The organism is Streptomyces collinus, assembly GCF_031348265.1.
In the GTDB taxonomy this organism is placed as follows: domain Bacteria; phylum Actinomycetota; class Actinomycetes; order Streptomycetales; family Streptomycetaceae; genus Streptomyces; species Streptomyces collinus.
Map to the genome: position 1 here is coordinate 4,150,601 of NZ_CP133771.1, position 16,534 is coordinate 4,167,134.

Genomic DNA, 16,534 nt, shown 5'->3' on the forward strand with positions numbered 1-16,534 from the left:
GGCCCGGCTCCCCCTCCATCCCACCCGCCCGTCGTGCCCACCGGCTGAGGTTGCGTTTTCCTGATGTCGAGTCACCACACCGCGCCCGCGCGGGAACCAGCACGGCTACCGTCGTACGAGGAGTATGAGAAGTACGACCGGTACGAAGTGTTTCCGCACGACGTCGAGGGGGCGTACGCGGCATGAGTCTCGGTGACGACCACGAGTCCTCCGGTGGCTACGGCGGCACGGGCCAGACCCGCACCCGCCTGCCCGACTCCGGCGACGCCTTCGGCGACCCCCGCCGCCGCTCCTCCCGCAGCCTGGTCACGGTGGTCGGCGTGGTGGTCCTCCTGATCGCAGCGATCGCCTTCGCGAACCGGGGGGACGGCGACACCGAGAGCAGTGGCTCTGGCAGCGACAAGGCAGAGAGCTCGGCGACGGCGCCGACGGGCAAGCAACCCGTGAAGTCGAAGACCGGCGGCATCGCCACCGGCTACGCCCACACCGAGCAGGGCGCCCAGTCCGCAGCCACCAACTACGGCATCGCCCTCGGGTCGGCCGACATGTACAACCTCGAAAAGCGGCACACGATCGTCAACACCGTGTACGCACCCGACGTCGCCGCCACTCAACTGCCCGAGTTCGACCAGGTGTACTCGAAGGAGAGTTTCCTGGAGAAGCTCGGCCTCTCCAAGGACGGTGCCGCGCCGAGCGGCCAGACCTTCGTATCGCGCGTCGTCCCGGTCGGCACCAAGGTCACCTCCTACAACAACAGCACCGCCTCGGTCGCACTCTGGTACACCTCCCTCTTCGGCCTGTCGGGGGAGGGCTCCAAGAACCCCGTGACCGAGAGTTGGTACACCACGACGTACCAGCTGAAGTGGGTCGACGGTGACTGGAAGGTCACCGGCTTCACCCAGAAGGACGGCCCGGTCCCGGTCGGGCGCGACCAAAGAGCCTCCACCGCAGAGGACATGAGCAAGGCCGTCGAGGAGTACGGAGGGTTCACCTATGCCCGGTAGGCATCACGTACTCAAGCTCGGCGCCGCGGTCGCAGCCGTGCAGACAGCCGCGGTCCTGCTGGCCACCCGTGCCTTCGCCGCCCCCACCCCCTCCCCGTCACCCAGCAACAACGCCTGTGACCTGCTCAGGGGCGAGGCCAGGGACATCTGCGAAGGCGACACCGGCAGCGGATCCGGCAGCGGAACCTCCCGGCTCGACCCCACCTCCACCCTCGACCCCCTCTCCTCCCTCGCCAAGGGCTGCGCCGACGCCGCCTCCTGGACCGTCGACAAGCTCAGCGAGGCCGTGAAGGAGACCGCCAACGTCGACTTCACCAACCCCAAGTTCCTCCAGCAGTACGCCGTCGTCTTCGCCGCCTCGACGATCCTCACGCTCCTGCTCTGGCTCCTGGCCGTGGCCAAACGAGCCGTCCGCGGCGTGCCCCTGACCACCGCCCTCTCCGAAGCCATCGGTTTCCTGTGGCTCACGGTGCTGGCCTCCGCCTTCACCCCGCTGATCCTCTACACCGTCGTATCGGCCACCGACGGCATCACCGAGGTCCTCGCGAAAGCCACCGGCGACCAGACCGACGCGTTCTTCGGCACGTTCTCCGAGGCCCTCAAGAAGGGCGAGGACATCGGCGGCGGCCCGATCATGCTGATCGTCGTCTCCCTGGTCAGCATCCTCGCCGCCGGCGTCCTCTGGCTGGAGCTCGTCATCAGGGCCGCCCTGCTCTACGTCGGCGCCCTCCTCGGCACCGTCGTCTACGCCGGCCTCGTCGACAAGAACCTGTGGGGCCACGTCCGCCGCTGGGCCGGCATCATGATCGCGGTCATCCTCATCAAGCCGGTCATCGTCATCGTCCTCGGCCTCGCCGGCGCACTCTCCGCCGACGACGGCCCGAACGCCTTCTCCGCCGTCGTCTCCGGCCTCGCCATCATCCTGCTCGCCATCTTCGCCAGCGCGATGATCTACCGCTTCGTCCCCGGCTTCGGCGACGAGATCGCCGGCTCCCGCAACAACCGCCTCATGCAGGGCGCCGAGAGCAAGGCCGCCGCGGTCATCAGCTCCCCGGCCACCCTCGTCGCGCAGGGCATCAAGACCCACAGCTCCCGCGCCGACAACAACGGCGGCGGCAGCCAGTCCTCCGCCCCCCGCCCCAGCAACCCCGCCTCCGGCGGAGTCGCCGCGCACAGTGCGCGCACCTCGAACGGCGGCGGCGGATCTGTCCCCTCCGCCGCACCCGCCCCCCGTTCGAGCAGCCCCGTCAACACTCCCCACGCCAGCAACACCCGCAACAGCAGTTCCAACCGCACGGGAGGTGAAGGGCGTTGACGACCGAGTCCCACGTGTCCCATCCGGTCACGCCCCGCCGGACATACCTGATCGGCCGCGCCCGGCCGAACGCGATCATCGGCCGCAACCGCGAGACCGGCGAGATCGCCCTGATCGTCGTGGGCGCGTTCCTCGGCATGATGTGCGGGCTCCTCGTCCCGGTGCTGTCCCTGCGCATCGTGCTGCTCGCCGGGTTCCCGATGCTGGCGCTGGCCGCGGTGTACGTGCCGTACAAGCACCGCACGTTCTACAGGTGGTTCGAGATCAACCGCAGCTACAAGCGGACCCTCAAGCAAGGCACCACCTACCGCTCCACCGCGATCGAGGCCGGCACCCGGCTGGACGGCAAGGAGATCGAGGTCGGCCCGCCCCCGGGCATCGGCCGCATCACCTGGCTGGCCGCCCCCTTCGGCCCCGACGAGATCGCCGTGCTCCTGCACGCCGACCGCAAGACCGTCACCGCCGCCATCGAGATCGAGGGCCCCGGCGTCGGCCTGCGCGACAGCGAGGACCAGGAAGCTCTCGTCGACCGCTTCGGCACCCTGCTCAAGCACGTCGCCAACGGCGACGGCTTCGTCACCCGCATCCAGATGCTGGCCCGCACCCTCCCGGCCGACCCGGACGCCCACGCCAAGGACGTCGCCGTCCGCGGCGACGAAAAGGCCCTGCCCTGGCTCCAGGAGTCCTACGACCAGCTCCAGTCGATGGTGTCCACCAGCAGCGAGCAGCACCGCGCCTACCTCGTCGCCTGCATGCACTACACGCGCGACCTCGCCGCCGAGGCCAACGCCATGGCCCGCGCCGCCCGCGCCCACGGCGGCAAGGTCGACCGGGACGCCGGACTCGCCGTCGTCATGGCCCGCGAGCTCACCGACATCTGCTCGCGCCTCCAGGAGGCCGACATCCGCGTCCGGCAGCCGCTCGGTCAGGGACGGCTGGCCTCGCTGATCCACTCCATGTACGACCCGGACCACCCCATCGACCACATCCAGGCGATGACCAAGCGCAACGCCTGGCCGGCCGAACTGGACGCCATGGAGCCCACCTACCTCCAGGCCAAGACCCGCGAGTCCTCCACCCGCGCCCCCTGGTGCCACGCCACGGCCTGGGTGAAGGAATGGCCGATGACCCCCGTCGGCGTCAACTTCCTCGCCCCGCTCCTCGTCCACACCCCGGACGTGATCCGCACGGTCGCCGTCACCATGGACCTCGAACCCACCGAGGTCGCCATCGAGCGCATGCTGACGGAGAAGACCAACGACGAGGCCGAGGCCTCCCGCGCCGCCAAGATGAACCGCACGGTCGACCCGCGCGACATCGCCGCCCACTCCCGGCTCGACCAGCGCGGCGAGGACCTCGCCAGCGGCGCGGCCGGCGTCAATCTCGTCGGCTACATCACCGTCTCCTCGCGCAACCCGGACGCACTCGCCCGCGACAAGCGCACGATTAGAGCCTCCGCGGGCAAGTCGTACCTCAAGCTGGAATGGTGCGACCGCGAGCACCACCGCGCCTTCGTGAACACCCTTCCCTTCGCCACCGGCATTCGGAGGTAGGACCTGATGCGGGACCCGCTGTCCGTCCTCACCGACGCCTTCACCTCCTTCCTCTTCGGGAAGGTCGAGACGACCAGGCTCCCGGTGCGCACGTCCACGGGCCAGGCCCAGGCGGTCTACCTCCCGACCGCCGCCCCCGGCCTCGGCGACTCCGGCGTCATCATCGGCCGCGAGGTGTACTCCGGAAAGGGCTACATCTACGACCCCTTCCAGCTCTACGGCCAGCAGCTCCCCGCTCCCCACTGGCTGGTCCTCGGCGAGTCCGGCAACGGCAAGTCGGCGCTGGAGAAGACGTACGTGCTGCGCCAGCTCCGCTTCCGCGACCGCCAGGTCGTCGTCCTGGACGCCCAGGGCGAGGACGGCGTCGGCGAGTGGAACCTCATCGCGCAGGAGCTGGGCATAACCCCCATCCGCCTGGACCCGACGGCGGCCCTGGACATGGGCATCCGCCTCAACCCGCTCGACCCCGCGATCACCACGACGGGCCAGCTGGCCCTGCTCCGGACGATCATCGAGGTCGCCATGGGCCACGGCCTGGACGAACGCTCCGGCTTCGCCCTCAAGGTCGCCCACGCCTACGTCAACGAGACCATCGTCGACCGCCAGCCGGTCCTGACCGACATCGTCGAGCAGCTGCGCCACCCCGAGCCCGAGTCGGCCGAGGCGATGAACGTCGCCATAGACGACGTACGGGCCTGGGGCCTCGACGTCGCCCTGGTCCTGGACCGCCTGGTCGACGGTGACCTGCGCGGCATGTTCGACGGCCCGACGACGGTCGGCATCGACCTCGACGCACCGCTCATCGTCTTCGACCTGTCCCACATCGACCGCAACTCCATCGCCATGCCCATCCTCATGGCGATCGTCGGCGTGTGGCTGGAGCACACCTGGATCCGCCCCGACCGGAAGAAGCGCATCTTCCTGGTCGAGGAGGCCTGGCACATCATCAACAGCCCCTTCGTGGCCCAGCTGTTCCAGCGCCTGCTGAAGTTCGGCCGACGCCTGGGCCTGTCGTTCGTGGCGGTGGTCCACCACCTGTCGGACGTCGTCGACGGGGCAGCCGCCAAGGAAGCGGCGGCGATCCTCAAGATGGCCTCGACCAGGACGATCTACGCCCAGAAAGCCGACGAGGCGAGGGCGACGGGCCGTGTCCTGGGCCTGCCCCGCTGGGCGGTGGAGATCATCCCGACGCTCACCCCCGGCATCGCCGTCTGGGACGTCAACGGCAACGTCCAGGTCGTCAAACACCTGGTCACGGAGACCGAACGCCCACTCGTCTTCACCGACCGCGCGATGACCGAGTCCTCCGCCGACCTCACGGACGACGCCCTGCACGCCGCCGAACTGGAGGCGGAGGAACGGGCCGCGGCCTTCGTGGAGCACCACCTGGGCGACTCCGAATCGACGGTGGCGTAGGCGCAAGGGGAGGACGTGTGAGACCGGACGACCGCCACACCCAGCGGGACGGCCAGGGAGGCATCCCCGACGGCCTGCTGGTCGGCGTACTGGCGTTCCTCCTCGGCATGACCGTGCTGGCGTGGACGGCCACGGGCCTGGCCGCCCTGTTCGCCCACGGCGCCTGGCCGTCCGGCGTCACCTTCGCCCGCACGCCCCTGGCCATGCGCGGCCTCATCGCCCAGCCCCACGACATCCCCGGCGCCTGGCCCGACACACCCCCCGGCGAGCTCTCCGGCTACGGCCTCTTCTGGGGCCTGTTCATCGGCCAGCTGATGGTCCTGGTCGTCCTGACCGTGTTCGTGATGGGCACGCTGGCCCGGTGGCGGGCGGTCCGCGCGAGGCGCCGGGAGGACAGGATCCTGGCGGCACAGGAACCGCCGCTGCCGACCCAGCACGAGACACAGACACCGGCTCCTGCGCAGACACCGGCACAAACAGCAACACCGGCTCCGGAGCACGTGTCGACGGCGGTGCAGCACGAGGTGCCGACGCCCCGCTCGCACGCCCCGGAGCCGGCAGCGGTTCCGGTTCCGCCACCCACCGCCACCGTCCCCACCGCGGCCCCGGCCCCCCTGTTCGCCCAAGAACGGGCGGGCAGGTGGGAAAAGGTCCTCGTAGCCCCGAAGGAAGCCCGCCAGACCACGGCGACCCAGGCGGTGCGCGACGCGGAGGGCCCCGCCCTCGTCGTCACCTCGAACCCCACCCTCTGGCAGGAAACCAAGGACGCCAGAGCCAAACTGGGCCCCACCCACCTCTACGACCCCACCCACCTCTGCGACACCCCGTCCCGGCTGCACTGGTCCCCCACAGCCGGCTGCGAGGACAAGGCGACGGCAATGACGAGGGCCACCGCTCTCCTCAGCCCCGTCCGCCCCACCGCCAAACTCGACCAGGCCCTCAGCGACACAGCCGAGATACTCCTGCGGAGCTACCTGCACGCCGCAGCGATCGACGGCCGCACCATCCGCCATGTCCACCGCTGGTCCCAGGGCACCCAGATCCAGGACGCCGTACGCATCCTGCGCACCAGCCCCAAGGCCGCCCCGGGATCCGCGGGCGAACTCGAAGGCGCCCTCACGGCCCACCCCGAACGCCGTGACATGGCCCAGCAGCTGACGACCCGTGCCCTCGCCGCCCTCTCCACGGTCAATATCCGCGAGGCCTGCACTCCCAACCGAACTGATGCCCTCGCCTTGGATTCCTTCGTCCACGAAGGGGGCACGCTTTATGTGGTGGGGGAATCCATCGAGGACCCCAGGACGAACCCGGGCGCGATGCCCCTCCTGACGGCCCTCGTCTCCAGCGTGGTCGAGCGCGGCCGGCACATGGCCGAACGGTCATCGGCCGGTCGCCTCGACCCACCAATGACGCTCGTCCTGGACGACGTCGCGGCCGTGGCCCCGCTTCCCCAGCTTCCGGAGCTGCTGGCCACCGGAGCGGACCGGGGCATGCCGACCCTGGCCCTGCTCCGGTCCCGCGAACAGGGCCGAGCCCGCTGGCCGCACGACGAACTGCCCGTCTAGGGCCTGTCACTCCCGCTCAAGCACGAACTCCAGCTCCAGCTCCCCGGCGTCCACCAGCGACACCGTCACCCCGCTCGGCAGGAACCCCACCCGCCGGTAGAACCGCTGTGCCCGCCCGTTCTCCTCGTGCACGATGAGCCGCACGCGCTCAAGACCCCGCCCCCACGACCACTCCAGGGCCGCGTCGAACAGCACCTCGGTCAGCCCGCTCCCGCGCTCCTCGGGCCGTACGAACACGCCGACCAGATGCCCCTGCTTCCGCTCCACCGGAAACCCGGCCCAGTCCGTCGTCCCGGGCTCCTCCACGAGCACGGTCAGGGTCGCCACCCACCGCCCGTCCGGCCCCTCGGCGATGATCTGCTGCGCCCCGTCCGCCCCCTCGGCGGCCCCCGCGGTCCGCTCCTGCCAGAAGGCGTCCGGCCGGGCCGCCGCCTCTTCGTAGGTCTCCAGGAAGGCCAGGTGCGCCACCGGGTCCCGCAGCGCCGCCAGCCGCAGCTCCTTCGCCGCAGGCCACTCATCAGCACGGACGGACCGGATCACATAGCTCATACGGCCACGGTAGTACCCGGGTACGACACCCCTCACCCCAATTACCCCGCCGGTCCGACGCCCGCGGCCCCCGCACGCACGAGCATCGAACCATGCTGACGGCACACGAACTCACCAAGCGCTACGGCGACCGGACGGTCGTCACGGACCTGTCCTTCACCGTCCGCCCCGGCACCGTCACCGGCTTCCTCGGCCCGAACGGCGCAGGCAAGTCCACGACCATGCGGATGCTCCTCGGCCTCGACGCCCCCACCCGCGGCCACGCCACCGTGGGCGGACGCTCCTACGCCGCCCACCCGGCGCCCCTCACCGAGGTCGGCGCCCTGCTGGAAGCCCGCTCGGTCCACCCCGGCCGCACCGCGAACCACCACCTGCGCGCCCTCGCCCACACCCACGGCATCCCCCGCGCCCGGGTCGACCACGTCCTCGGCCTCACCGGCCTGACCGACGTCGCCCACCGCCGCGTCAAGGGCTTCTCCCTCGGCATGGGACAGCGCCTCGGCATCGCCGCCGCCCTCCTCGGCGACCCGGCCACGCTCATCCTCGACGAGCCGGTCAACGGCCTCGACCCGGAGGGCGTCCTGTGGATCCGCAACCTGCTCAAGTCCCTCGCCGCGGAAGGCCGCACGGTCCTCGTCTCCTCCCACCTGATGAGCGAGATGGCCCTCACCGCCGACCACCTCGTCATCATCGGCCGCGGCCGCCTCCTCGCCGACACGACGGTCACCGACTTCGTCCGCGACTCCGGCGCGGGCACCACCAAGGTCGTCACCCCGGAGGCCACCGCCCTCGCAGACCTCCTGACCGCACCCGGCGTCGACATCACCACCGACACCCCCGGCACCCTCCACATCCGCGGCACGGACGCCCGGCACATCGGCCGCACCGCAGCCGCCCACGGCATCGCCCTCTACGAACTGACCCCCAACGCCGCCTCCTTGGAGGAGGCCTTCATGGACCTCACCCGCGACGCGCTGGAGTACCCGGCGACCCTGGAAGGAGCAGCGGCATGACCACGGCGACCCTCCCCTACCGCGTGACCCCCGCCCGCGTCCTGCGCTCCGAGTGGCACAAGCTCTGGACCCTGCGCTCCACCTGGATCAACCTCGCCGTCACGAGCCTCCTGACCGCCGCGATGGGCGCGGGCCTCGGCGCCGCCTACGACGGTTCCGGCGAAGGCGGTATGGACCCCGTCATGTTCGCCCTGCTCGGCACCCAGTTCGCCACCATCAACCTCGGCGTGCTGGGCATCCTGGCCACCGCCGGCGAGTACTCCACGGGCCAGATCCGCGCCACGATGACCGCGGTCCCCCGCCGCCTGCCCGTCCTGTGGTCCAAGGCCGCCGTCCTGGCCGGGGTCATCCTCCCCCTCACCCTGGCGACGAACCTCCTCACGTTCCCCCTGGCCCAGTCCTTCCTCAACGGCACCGACCTCTCCGCCTCCCTCGGCGACCCAGGCGTCCTGCGCGCTCTCGCGGGCAACGCGGCCGGCCTCACCCTCCTCGCCGTCCTCGCCCTCGGCATCGGCGCCCTGCTCCGCTCGGTCCCCACGGCCATCGGCGCCTTCATCGGCCTGGTCATGATCCTCCCGGAGATCCTGGCCATGCTCCCGTACGCCTTCGTCGACGACGCCGTCCGCTACTTCCCCGGCAAGGCACTGGAAGCCCTCACCACGGCCCAGCCCCAGCCCGGAGCCGCCTCCCCGGGCGCCTCCCTGCTGGCCATGCTTCTGTGGACGGCGACCATCCTCACGGTGGCCGCGACGGTCCTGCGCCGCAAAGACGTATGACGCCCGGCACCGAACCCCCCACGATGGACCCCGTGACGGAAAACCGGGCGCCGGAGCCCCTCACCGAGTACGCCCAGCGCCTCACCCACAAGGTGCGCGCCTTCGACCGACGCCACCCGCTGCTGTGGGACCTCCACTTCACCGGCTTCTGGGTCACCGCCGCCCTCATCGACTACGCCGGCGGCGGCTGGCGCAACAACGCCCATCACCTCGGCGTCCCCGGCTGGCTCCTCCTGACCCTGAGCCTCGGCCTGTCGGCCCCGCTCCTGTGGCGCCGCACCCACCCCGGTGCGGTCCTGACCGCCATGGCCCCCTTCGCCCTCGTCAACGCCTGGACCGGCGCCGCCCTCCAGGCAGCGCTGCTCCAACTGGTCCTCGTCTACCATCTGGCCCTGCGCCGTCCGCTGCGCAACCTGTGGTGGGCGACGGCCCTGGTGATCGCCCCGGTCCTCGTGTCGGCCCTCCGCCACGGCGAGGGCACCTGGGACCAGCAGATCGGCTCACACCTGATGTCCATCACCGTGGCCGCCCTCATCGGTGCCACGGTCCGCACCCGCCGCGACTACACCGAGGCCCTGGAGGACCGCGCCCGCCGCCTGGAGACCGAACGCGACCAGCAGGCCCAGCTCGCCGCCGCCGCCGAACGCGCCCGCATCGCCCGCGAGATGCACGACATCATCGGCCACAACCTCTCCGTCATCACCGGCCTCGCCGACGGCGGCCGATACGCGGCCGCCAAGTCCCCCGATCGCGCGGCCCAGGCCCTCGACGCCATCGCCACCACCAGCCGCCAGGCCCTCACCGAACTCCGCCGCCTCCTCGACGTCCTGCGCGAGGAAGAGCGGCAACAGGCCGACCTGACCCCCCAGCCGGGCCTCACCGACCTCGACCGGCTCCTCGACGGCGTACGCTCCGCCGGCCTCCCCGTCAGCACCACCACCCACGGCGACCCCACCCTCCCCCCGGGCCGCCAGCTCACCGTCTACCGCGTCATCCAGGAAGCCCTCACCAACACCCTCAAACACGGCGGCCCCCACGCCACCGCGGAGATAGAGCTCTTCTACGAGGAGAAGTCCGCCGTCTCCGTCACGATCACCGACACCGGCAACGGCAGCCGCACCGACAGGACTTCCCGGGACGGCCGCGGGCTCCCCGGAATGCGCGAGCGAACGGCCCTGTACGGCGGCACACTTGAGGCCGGCCCCCGCCCCGACCCTGAGCGGGGCTGGCGTGTCCGCCTGTCTCTCCCGGAGGAGTCCCCGCAGTGACCACGGTCCTCATCGCCGACGACCAGCCCCTTCAGCGCTTCGGCTCCCGCATGCTGCTGGAGAGTCAGGACGACATGACGGTCGTGGGCGAGGCGGCGAACGGCAGCGAAGCGGTCCGCCTCGCGGCCGAGCTCCACCCCGACGTCGTCCTCATGGACATCCGCATGCCCGGCCTCGACGGGATCGAGGCGACCCGCCGCATCACCGCCGCCGGCGACCGCACCCGCATCCTGATCGTCACCACCTTCGACCTGGACGAGTACGCCTACGCCGGGCTCCGCGCAGGCGCCTCCGGCTTCCTCGTCAAGGACGCCCAGCCCGAGGAACTCCTCGCCGGCATCCGCGCGGTGGCCACGGGAGACGCGGTGGTCGCCCCCAGCCTGACCCGCCGCCTCCTGGACGCCTACGTCCACCACCTGCCGACCGGCCCCTCGTCGGAAGCCCTGTCCCAGGACGACCCGCGTCTCGCTTCCCTGACGGACCGGGAACGCGAAATCCTTACGGTCATCGGCAAGGGCTGGACCAACACGGAGATAGCCACGCGTCTCCACCTGGCCGAATCGACGGTGAAAACCCACGTGGGCCGTATTCTCGCCAAGACCGGCTCCCGCGACCGCATTCAGGCGGTCATCCTGGCGTACGACACCAAGCTGGTCCAGACGTCCTGAAACGCAGAAAACCCCCGCATCCGAAGATGCGGGGGTTTTCCCAAAAATTGTTCGGCGGCGTCCTACTCTCCCACAGGGTCCCCCCTGCAGTACCATCGGCGCTGTAAGGCTTAGCTTCCGGGTTCGGAATGTAACCGGGCGTTTCCCCTACGCTATAACCACCGAAACACTATGAAACTGTCGAACAATGCCGCACCATACCGTGACCATGGCATGGGGCCGTTCGTGGTTTCAGAACCAACACAGTGGACGCGAGCAACTGAGGACAAGCCCTCGGCCTATTAGTACCGGTCAACTCCACACGTTACCGTGCTTCCATATCCGGCCTATCAACCCAGTCGTCTACTGGGAGCCTTACCCTCTCAAGGAGGTGGGAATACTCATCTCGAAGCAGGCTTCCCGCTTAGATGCTTTCAGCGGTTATCCCTCCCGAACGTAGCCAACCAGCCATGCCCTTGGCAGAACAACTGGCACACCAGAGGTTCGTCCGTCCCGGTCCTCTCGTACTAGGGACAGCCCTTCTCAATATTCCTACGCGCACAGCGGATAGGGACCGAACTGTCTCACGACGTTCTAAACCCAGCTCGCGTACCGCTTTAATGGGCGAACAGCCCAACCCTTGGGACCGACTCCAGCCCCAGGATGCGACGAGCCGACATCGAGGTGCCAAACCATCCCGTCGATATGGACTCTTGGGGAAGATCAGCCTGTTATCCCCGGGGTACCTTTTATCCGTTGAGCGACGGCGCTTCCACAAGCCACCGCCGGATCACTAGTCCCGACTTTCGTCCCTGCTCGACCCGTCGGTCTCACAGTCAAGCTCCCTTGTGCACTTACACTCAACACCTGATTGCCAACCAGGCTGAGGGAACCTTTGGGCGCCTCCGTTACTCTTTAGGAGGCAACCGCCCCAGTTAAACTACCCATCAGACACTGTCCCTGATCCGGATCACGGACCCAGGTTAGACATCCAGCACGACCAGACTGGTATTTCAACGACGACTCCCCCTGAACTGGCGTCCAGAGTTCACAGTCTCCCAGCTATCCTACACAAGCCGAACCGAACACCAATATCAAACTGTAGTAAAGGTCCCGGGGTCTTTCCGTCCTGCTGCGCGAAACGAGCATCTTTACTCGTAGTGCAATTTCACCGGGCCTATGGTTGAGACAGTCGAGAAGTCGTTACGCCATTCGTGCAGGTCGGAACTTACCCGACAAGGAATTTCGCTACCTTAGGATGGTTATAGTTACCACCGCCGTTTACTGGCGCTTAAGTTCTCAGCTTCGCCCAGACGAATCTGAGCTAACCGGTCCCCTTAACGTTCCAGCACCGGGCAGGCGTCAGTCCGTATACATCGCCTTACGGCTTCGCACGGACCTGTGTTTTTAGTAAACAGTCGCTTCTCGCTGGTCTCTGCGGCCACCCCCAGCTCACCGAGTAAATCGGATCACCGAGTGTGGCCCCCCTTCTCCCGAAGTTACGGGGGCATTTTGCCGAGTTCCTTAACCATAGTTCACCCGAACGCCTCGGTATTCTCTACCTGACCACCTGAGTCGGTTTAGGGTACGGGCCGCCATGAAACTCGCTAGAGGCTTTTCTCGACAGCATAGGATCATCCACTTCACCACAATCGGCTCGGCATCAGGTCTCAGCCTTGTGTGATCCGGATTTGCCTGGATCACGGCCTACACCCTTACCCCGGGACAACCACCGCCCGGGATGGACTACCTTCCTGCGTCACCCCATCACTCACCTACTAACCGCTTGGTTCAGCGGCTCCACCACTCCCCTTTGCCCGAAGGCTCCAGGGCGGCTTCACGGCCTTAGCATCACGATGCTCGATGTTTGACGCTTCACAGCGGGTACCGGAATATCAACCGGTTATCCATCGACTACGCCTGTCGGCCTCGCCTTAGGTCCCGACTTACCCTGGGCAGATCAGCTTGACCCAGGAACCCTTAGTCAATCGGCGCACACGTTTCTCACGTGTGAATCGCTACTCATGCCTGCATTCTCACTCGTGAACCGTCCACAACTACCTTCCGGTGCTGCTTCACCCGGCACACGACGCTCCCCTACCCATCACGATCCCCGTTGGGGGTACATATCGCAATGACACGACTTCGGCGGTACGCTTGAGCCCCGCTACATTGTCGGCGCGGAATCACTAGACCAGTGAGCTATTACGCACTCTTTCAAGGGTGGCTGCTTCTAAGCCAACCTCCTGGTTGTCTCTGCGACTCCACATCCTTTCCCACTTAGCGTACGCTTAGGGGCCTTAGTCGATGCTCTGGGCTGTTTCCCTCTCGACCATGGAGCTTATCCCCCACAGTCTCACTGCCGCGCTCTCACTTACCGGCATTCGGAGTTTGGCTAAGGTCAGTAACCCGGTAGGGCCCATCGCCTATCCAGTGCTCTACCTCCGGCAAGAAACACACGACGCTGCACCTAAATGCATTTCGGGGAGAACCAGCTATCACGGAGTTTGATTGGCCTTTCACCCCTAACCACAGGTCATCCCCCAGGTTTTCAACCCTGGTGGGTTCGGTCCTCCACGAAGTCTTACCTCCGCTTCAACCTGCCCATGGCTAGATCACTCCGCTTCGGGTCTTGAGCGTGCTACTGAAACGCCCTATTCGGACTCGCTTTCGCTACGGCTTCCCCACACGGGTTAACCTCGCAACACACCGCAAACTCGCAGGCTCATTCTTCAAAAGGCACGCAGTCACGAGATGGAAGCAAGCTTCCATCCGACGCTCCCACGGCTTGTAGGCACACGGTTTCAGGTACTATTTCACTCCCCTCCCGGGGTACTTTTCACCATTCCCTCACGGTACTATCCGCTATCGGTCACCAGGGAATATTTAGGCTTAGCGGGTGGTCCCGCCAGATTCACACGGGATTTCTCGGGCCCCGTGCTACTTGGGTGTCTCTCAAACGAGCCGCTGATGTTTCGACTACGGGGGTCTTACCCTCTACGCCGGACCTTTCGCATGTCCTTCGCCTACATCAACGGTTTCTGACTCGTCCCACGGCCGGCAGACCGTGGAAGAGAGATCCCACAACCCCGCATACGCAACCCCTGCCGGGTCTCACACGTATACGGTTTAGCCTCATCCGGTTTCGCTCGCCACTACTCCCGGAATCACGGTTGTTTTCTCTTCCTGCGGGTACTGAGATGTTTCACTTCCCCGCGTTCCCTCCACTTGCCCTATGTGTTCAGACAAGGGTGACAGCCCATGACGACTGCCGGGTTTCCCCATTCGGAAACCCCCGGATCAAAGCCTGGTTGACGACTCCCCGGGGACTATCGTGGCCTCCCACGTCCTTCATCGGTTCCTGGTGCCAAGGCATCCACCGTGCGCCCTTAAAAACTTGGCCACAGATGCTCGCGTCCACTGTGCAGTTCTCAAACAACGACCAGCCACCCATCACCCCGCCCTCTACAGGCGAGTTCACTGGGGCCGGCGACTGAGGAAGTTCATTCCCTCAGACACCCAACAGCGTGCCCGGCCAAGTCCCGTCCGGAGATCATGCGTTCCACGCTCTTACGAGCAGTACTAGCAGCCTCCGACCCGAGGTCCTGGCCGAATAGTCAACGTTCCACCCATGAGCAACCAGCATCAGACATTCGCTGATGTACTGGCCTCTGACCTCACCCCGAAGGGATCGGTAAGAAGTGCTCCTTAGAAAGGAGGTGATCCAGCCGCACCTTCCGGTACGGCTACCTTGTTACGACTTCGTCCCAATCGCCAGTCCCACCTTCGACAGCTCCCTCCCACAAGGGGTTGGGCCACCGGCTTCGGGTGTTACCGACTTTCGTGACGTGACGGGCGGTGTGTACAAGGCCCGGGAACGTATTCACCGCAGCAATGCTGATCTGCGATTACTAGCGACTCCGACTTCATGGGGTCGAGTTGCAGACCCCAATCCGAACTGAGACCGGCTTTTTGAGATTCGCTCCACCTCGCGGTATCGCAGCTCATTGTACCGGCCATTGTAGCACGTGTGCAGCCCAAGACATAAGGGGCATGATGACTTGACGTCGTCCCCACCTTCCTCCGAGTTGACCCCGGCGGTCTCCCGTGAGTCCCCAGCACCACAAGGGCCTGCTGGCAACACGGGACAAGGGTTGCGCTCGTTGCGGGACTTAACCCAACATCTCACGACACGAGCTGACGACAGCCATGCACCACCTGTACACCGACCACAAGGGGGCGCCCATCTCTGGACGTTTCCGGTGTATGTCAAGCCTTGGTAAGGTTCTTCGCGTTGCGTCGAATTAAGCCACATGCTCCGCCGCTTGTGCGGGCCCCCGTCAATTCCTTTGAGTTTTAGCCTTGCGGCCGTACTCCCCAGGCGGGGCACTTAATGCGTTAGCTGCGGCACGGACAACGTGGAATGTTGCCCACACCTAGTGCCCACCGTTTACGGCGTGGACTACCAGGGTATCTAATCCTGTTCGCTCCCCACGCTTTCGCTCCTCAGCGTCAGTATCGGCCCAGAGATCCGCCTTCGCCACCGGTGTTCCTCCTGATATCTGCGCATTTCACCGCTACACCAGGAATTCCGATCTCCCCTACCGAACTCTAGCCTGCCCGTATCGACTGCAGACCCGGGGTTAAGCCCCGGGCTTTCACAACCGACGTGACAAGCCGCCTACGAGCTCTTTACGCCCAATAATTCCGGACAACGCTCGCGCCCTACGTATTACCGCGGCTGCTGGCACGTAGTTAGCCGGCGCTTCTTCTGCAGGTACCGTCACTTTCGCTTCTTCCCTGCTGAAAGAGGTTTACAACCCGAAGGCCGTCATCCCTCACGCGGCGTCGCTGCATCAGGCTTTCGCCCATTGTGCAATATTCCCCACTGCTGCCTCCCGTAGGAGTCTGGGCCGTGTCTCAGTCCCAGTGTGGCCGGTCGCCCTCTCAGGCCGGCTACCCGTCGTCGCCTTGGTGAGCCACTACCTCACCAACAAGCTGATAGGCCGCGGGCTCATCCTGCACCGCCGGAGCTTTCGAACCATCTGGATGCCCAGACGGATCAGTATCCGGTATTAGACCCCGTTTCCAGGGCTTGTCCCAGAGTGCAGGGCAGATTGCCCACGTGTTACTCACCCGTTCGCCACTAATCCCCACCGAAGTGGTTCATCGTTCGACTTGCATGTGTTAAGCACGCCGCCAGCGTTCGTCCTGAGCCAGGATCAAACTCTCCGTGAATGTTTTCCCGTAATCGGGATGACACGCACGAGAGCGGAACAGTCAGGCGGAATAGGCCCGACCGTTCACAGCGTCCTCGCTGTGTTTTTTCAAAGGAACCTCGACCATCGGTTGTCCGATGGACGGGGTATCAACATATCTGGCGTTGACTTTTGGCACGCTGTTGAGTTCTCAAGGAACGGTCGCTTCC

10 protein-coding genes and 3 rRNA genes are annotated in these 16,534 nt (G+C 66.6%); 9 read left to right on the plus strand and 4 right to left on the minus strand.

Features of this window, described 5'->3' with window-relative positions:
* The first annotated feature begins 182 nt into the window (after positions 1 to 182).
* The 5 genes from RFN52_RS18835 to RFN52_RS18855 are packed head-to-tail and all read left to right on the plus strand — an operon-like array spanning position 183 to position 6,853.
* Entirely contained in the window at positions 183 to 1,004 is an 822-nt protein-coding gene (locus RFN52_RS18835) for a DUF8175 domain-containg protein (RefSeq protein ID WP_184847790.1), read from the plus strand.
* On the plus strand, positions 994 to 2,319 hold the full coding sequence (locus RFN52_RS18840) for a hypothetical protein (protein WP_184847791.1): 1,326 nt from the start codon (positions 994 to 996) through the stop codon (positions 2,317 to 2,319). The genes RFN52_RS18835 and RFN52_RS18840 overlap by 11 nt, the downstream gene beginning before the upstream one ends.
* Complete coding sequence (locus tag RFN52_RS18845) at positions 2,316 to 3,872, plus strand: SCO6880 family protein (RefSeq protein WP_184847792.1); 1,557 nt, start codon at positions 2,316 to 2,318, stop codon at positions 3,870 to 3,872. Before RFN52_RS18840 ends, RFN52_RS18845 begins: the two co-directional genes overlap by 4 nt.
* A gap of 6 nt (positions 3,873 to 3,878) precedes the next feature.
* Entirely contained in the window at positions 3,879 to 5,288 is a 1,410-nt protein-coding gene (locus RFN52_RS18850) for an ATP-binding protein (protein WP_184847793.1), read from the plus strand.
* 17 nt (positions 5,289 to 5,305) lie between these two features.
* Positions 5,306 to 6,853, plus strand: a complete 1,548-nt coding sequence (locus RFN52_RS18855; protein ID WP_184847794.1) for a type IV secretory system conjugative DNA transfer family protein — start codon at positions 5,306 to 5,308, stop codon at positions 6,851 to 6,853.
* A gap of 6 nt (positions 6,854 to 6,859) precedes the next feature.
* Here the strand turns inward: RFN52_RS18855 and RFN52_RS18860 are convergent, their stop codons facing one another.
* Complete coding sequence (locus RFN52_RS18860; RefSeq protein ID WP_184847795.1) at positions 6,860 to 7,402, minus strand: GNAT family N-acetyltransferase; 543 nt, start codon at positions 7,400 to 7,402, stop codon at positions 6,860 to 6,862.
* Between the two features lie 92 nt (positions 7,403 to 7,494).
* Between RFN52_RS18860 and RFN52_RS18865 the strand changes: the two genes are divergently transcribed.
* From RFN52_RS18865 to RFN52_RS18880, 4 genes are read left to right on the plus strand one after another with little or no spacing between them, the layout of a single operon-like run.
* Positions 7,495 to 8,415 carry an ABC transporter ATP-binding protein gene (locus tag RFN52_RS18865; protein ID WP_184847796.1) on the plus strand — a complete coding sequence of 307 codons (921 nt, stop codon included), beginning with the start codon at positions 7,495 to 7,497 and terminating at the stop codon, positions 8,413 to 8,415.
* Entirely contained in the window at positions 8,412 to 9,191 is a 780-nt protein-coding gene (locus tag RFN52_RS18870) for an ABC-2 transporter permease (RefSeq protein ID WP_184847797.1), read from the plus strand. The genes RFN52_RS18865 and RFN52_RS18870 overlap by 4 nt, the downstream gene beginning before the upstream one ends.
* 23 nt (positions 9,192 to 9,214) lie before the next feature.
* Positions 9,215 to 10,459 carry a sensor histidine kinase gene (locus RFN52_RS18875; protein WP_184853951.1) on the plus strand — a complete coding sequence of 415 codons (1,245 nt, stop codon included), beginning with the start codon at positions 9,215 to 9,217 and terminating at the stop codon, positions 10,457 to 10,459.
* On the plus strand, positions 10,456 to 11,127 hold the full coding sequence (locus RFN52_RS18880) for a response regulator (RefSeq protein ID WP_184847798.1): 672 nt from the start codon (positions 10,456 to 10,458) through the stop codon (positions 11,125 to 11,127). Before RFN52_RS18875 ends, RFN52_RS18880 begins: the two co-directional genes overlap by 4 nt.
* Before the next feature lie 49 nt (positions 11,128 to 11,176).
* Here RFN52_RS18880 and rrf read toward each other — a convergent pair.
* The 3 genes from rrf to RFN52_RS18895 all read right to left on the minus strand — a co-directional run bounded on the left by rrf (position 11,177) and on the right by RFN52_RS18895 (position 16,344).
* A 5S ribosomal RNA gene (rrf, locus tag RFN52_RS18885) occupies positions 11,177 to 11,293 on the minus strand.
* 95 nt (positions 11,294 to 11,388) lie between these two features.
* Positions 11,389 to 14,509 (minus strand): 23S ribosomal RNA (locus RFN52_RS18890).
* A gap of 309 nt (positions 14,510 to 14,818) precedes the next feature.
* Positions 14,819 to 16,344 (minus strand): 16S ribosomal RNA (locus RFN52_RS18895).
* The 16S, 23S and 5S rRNA genes sit together here, the layout of an rRNA operon.
* Between the last annotated feature and the right edge of the window lie 190 nt (positions 16,345 to 16,534).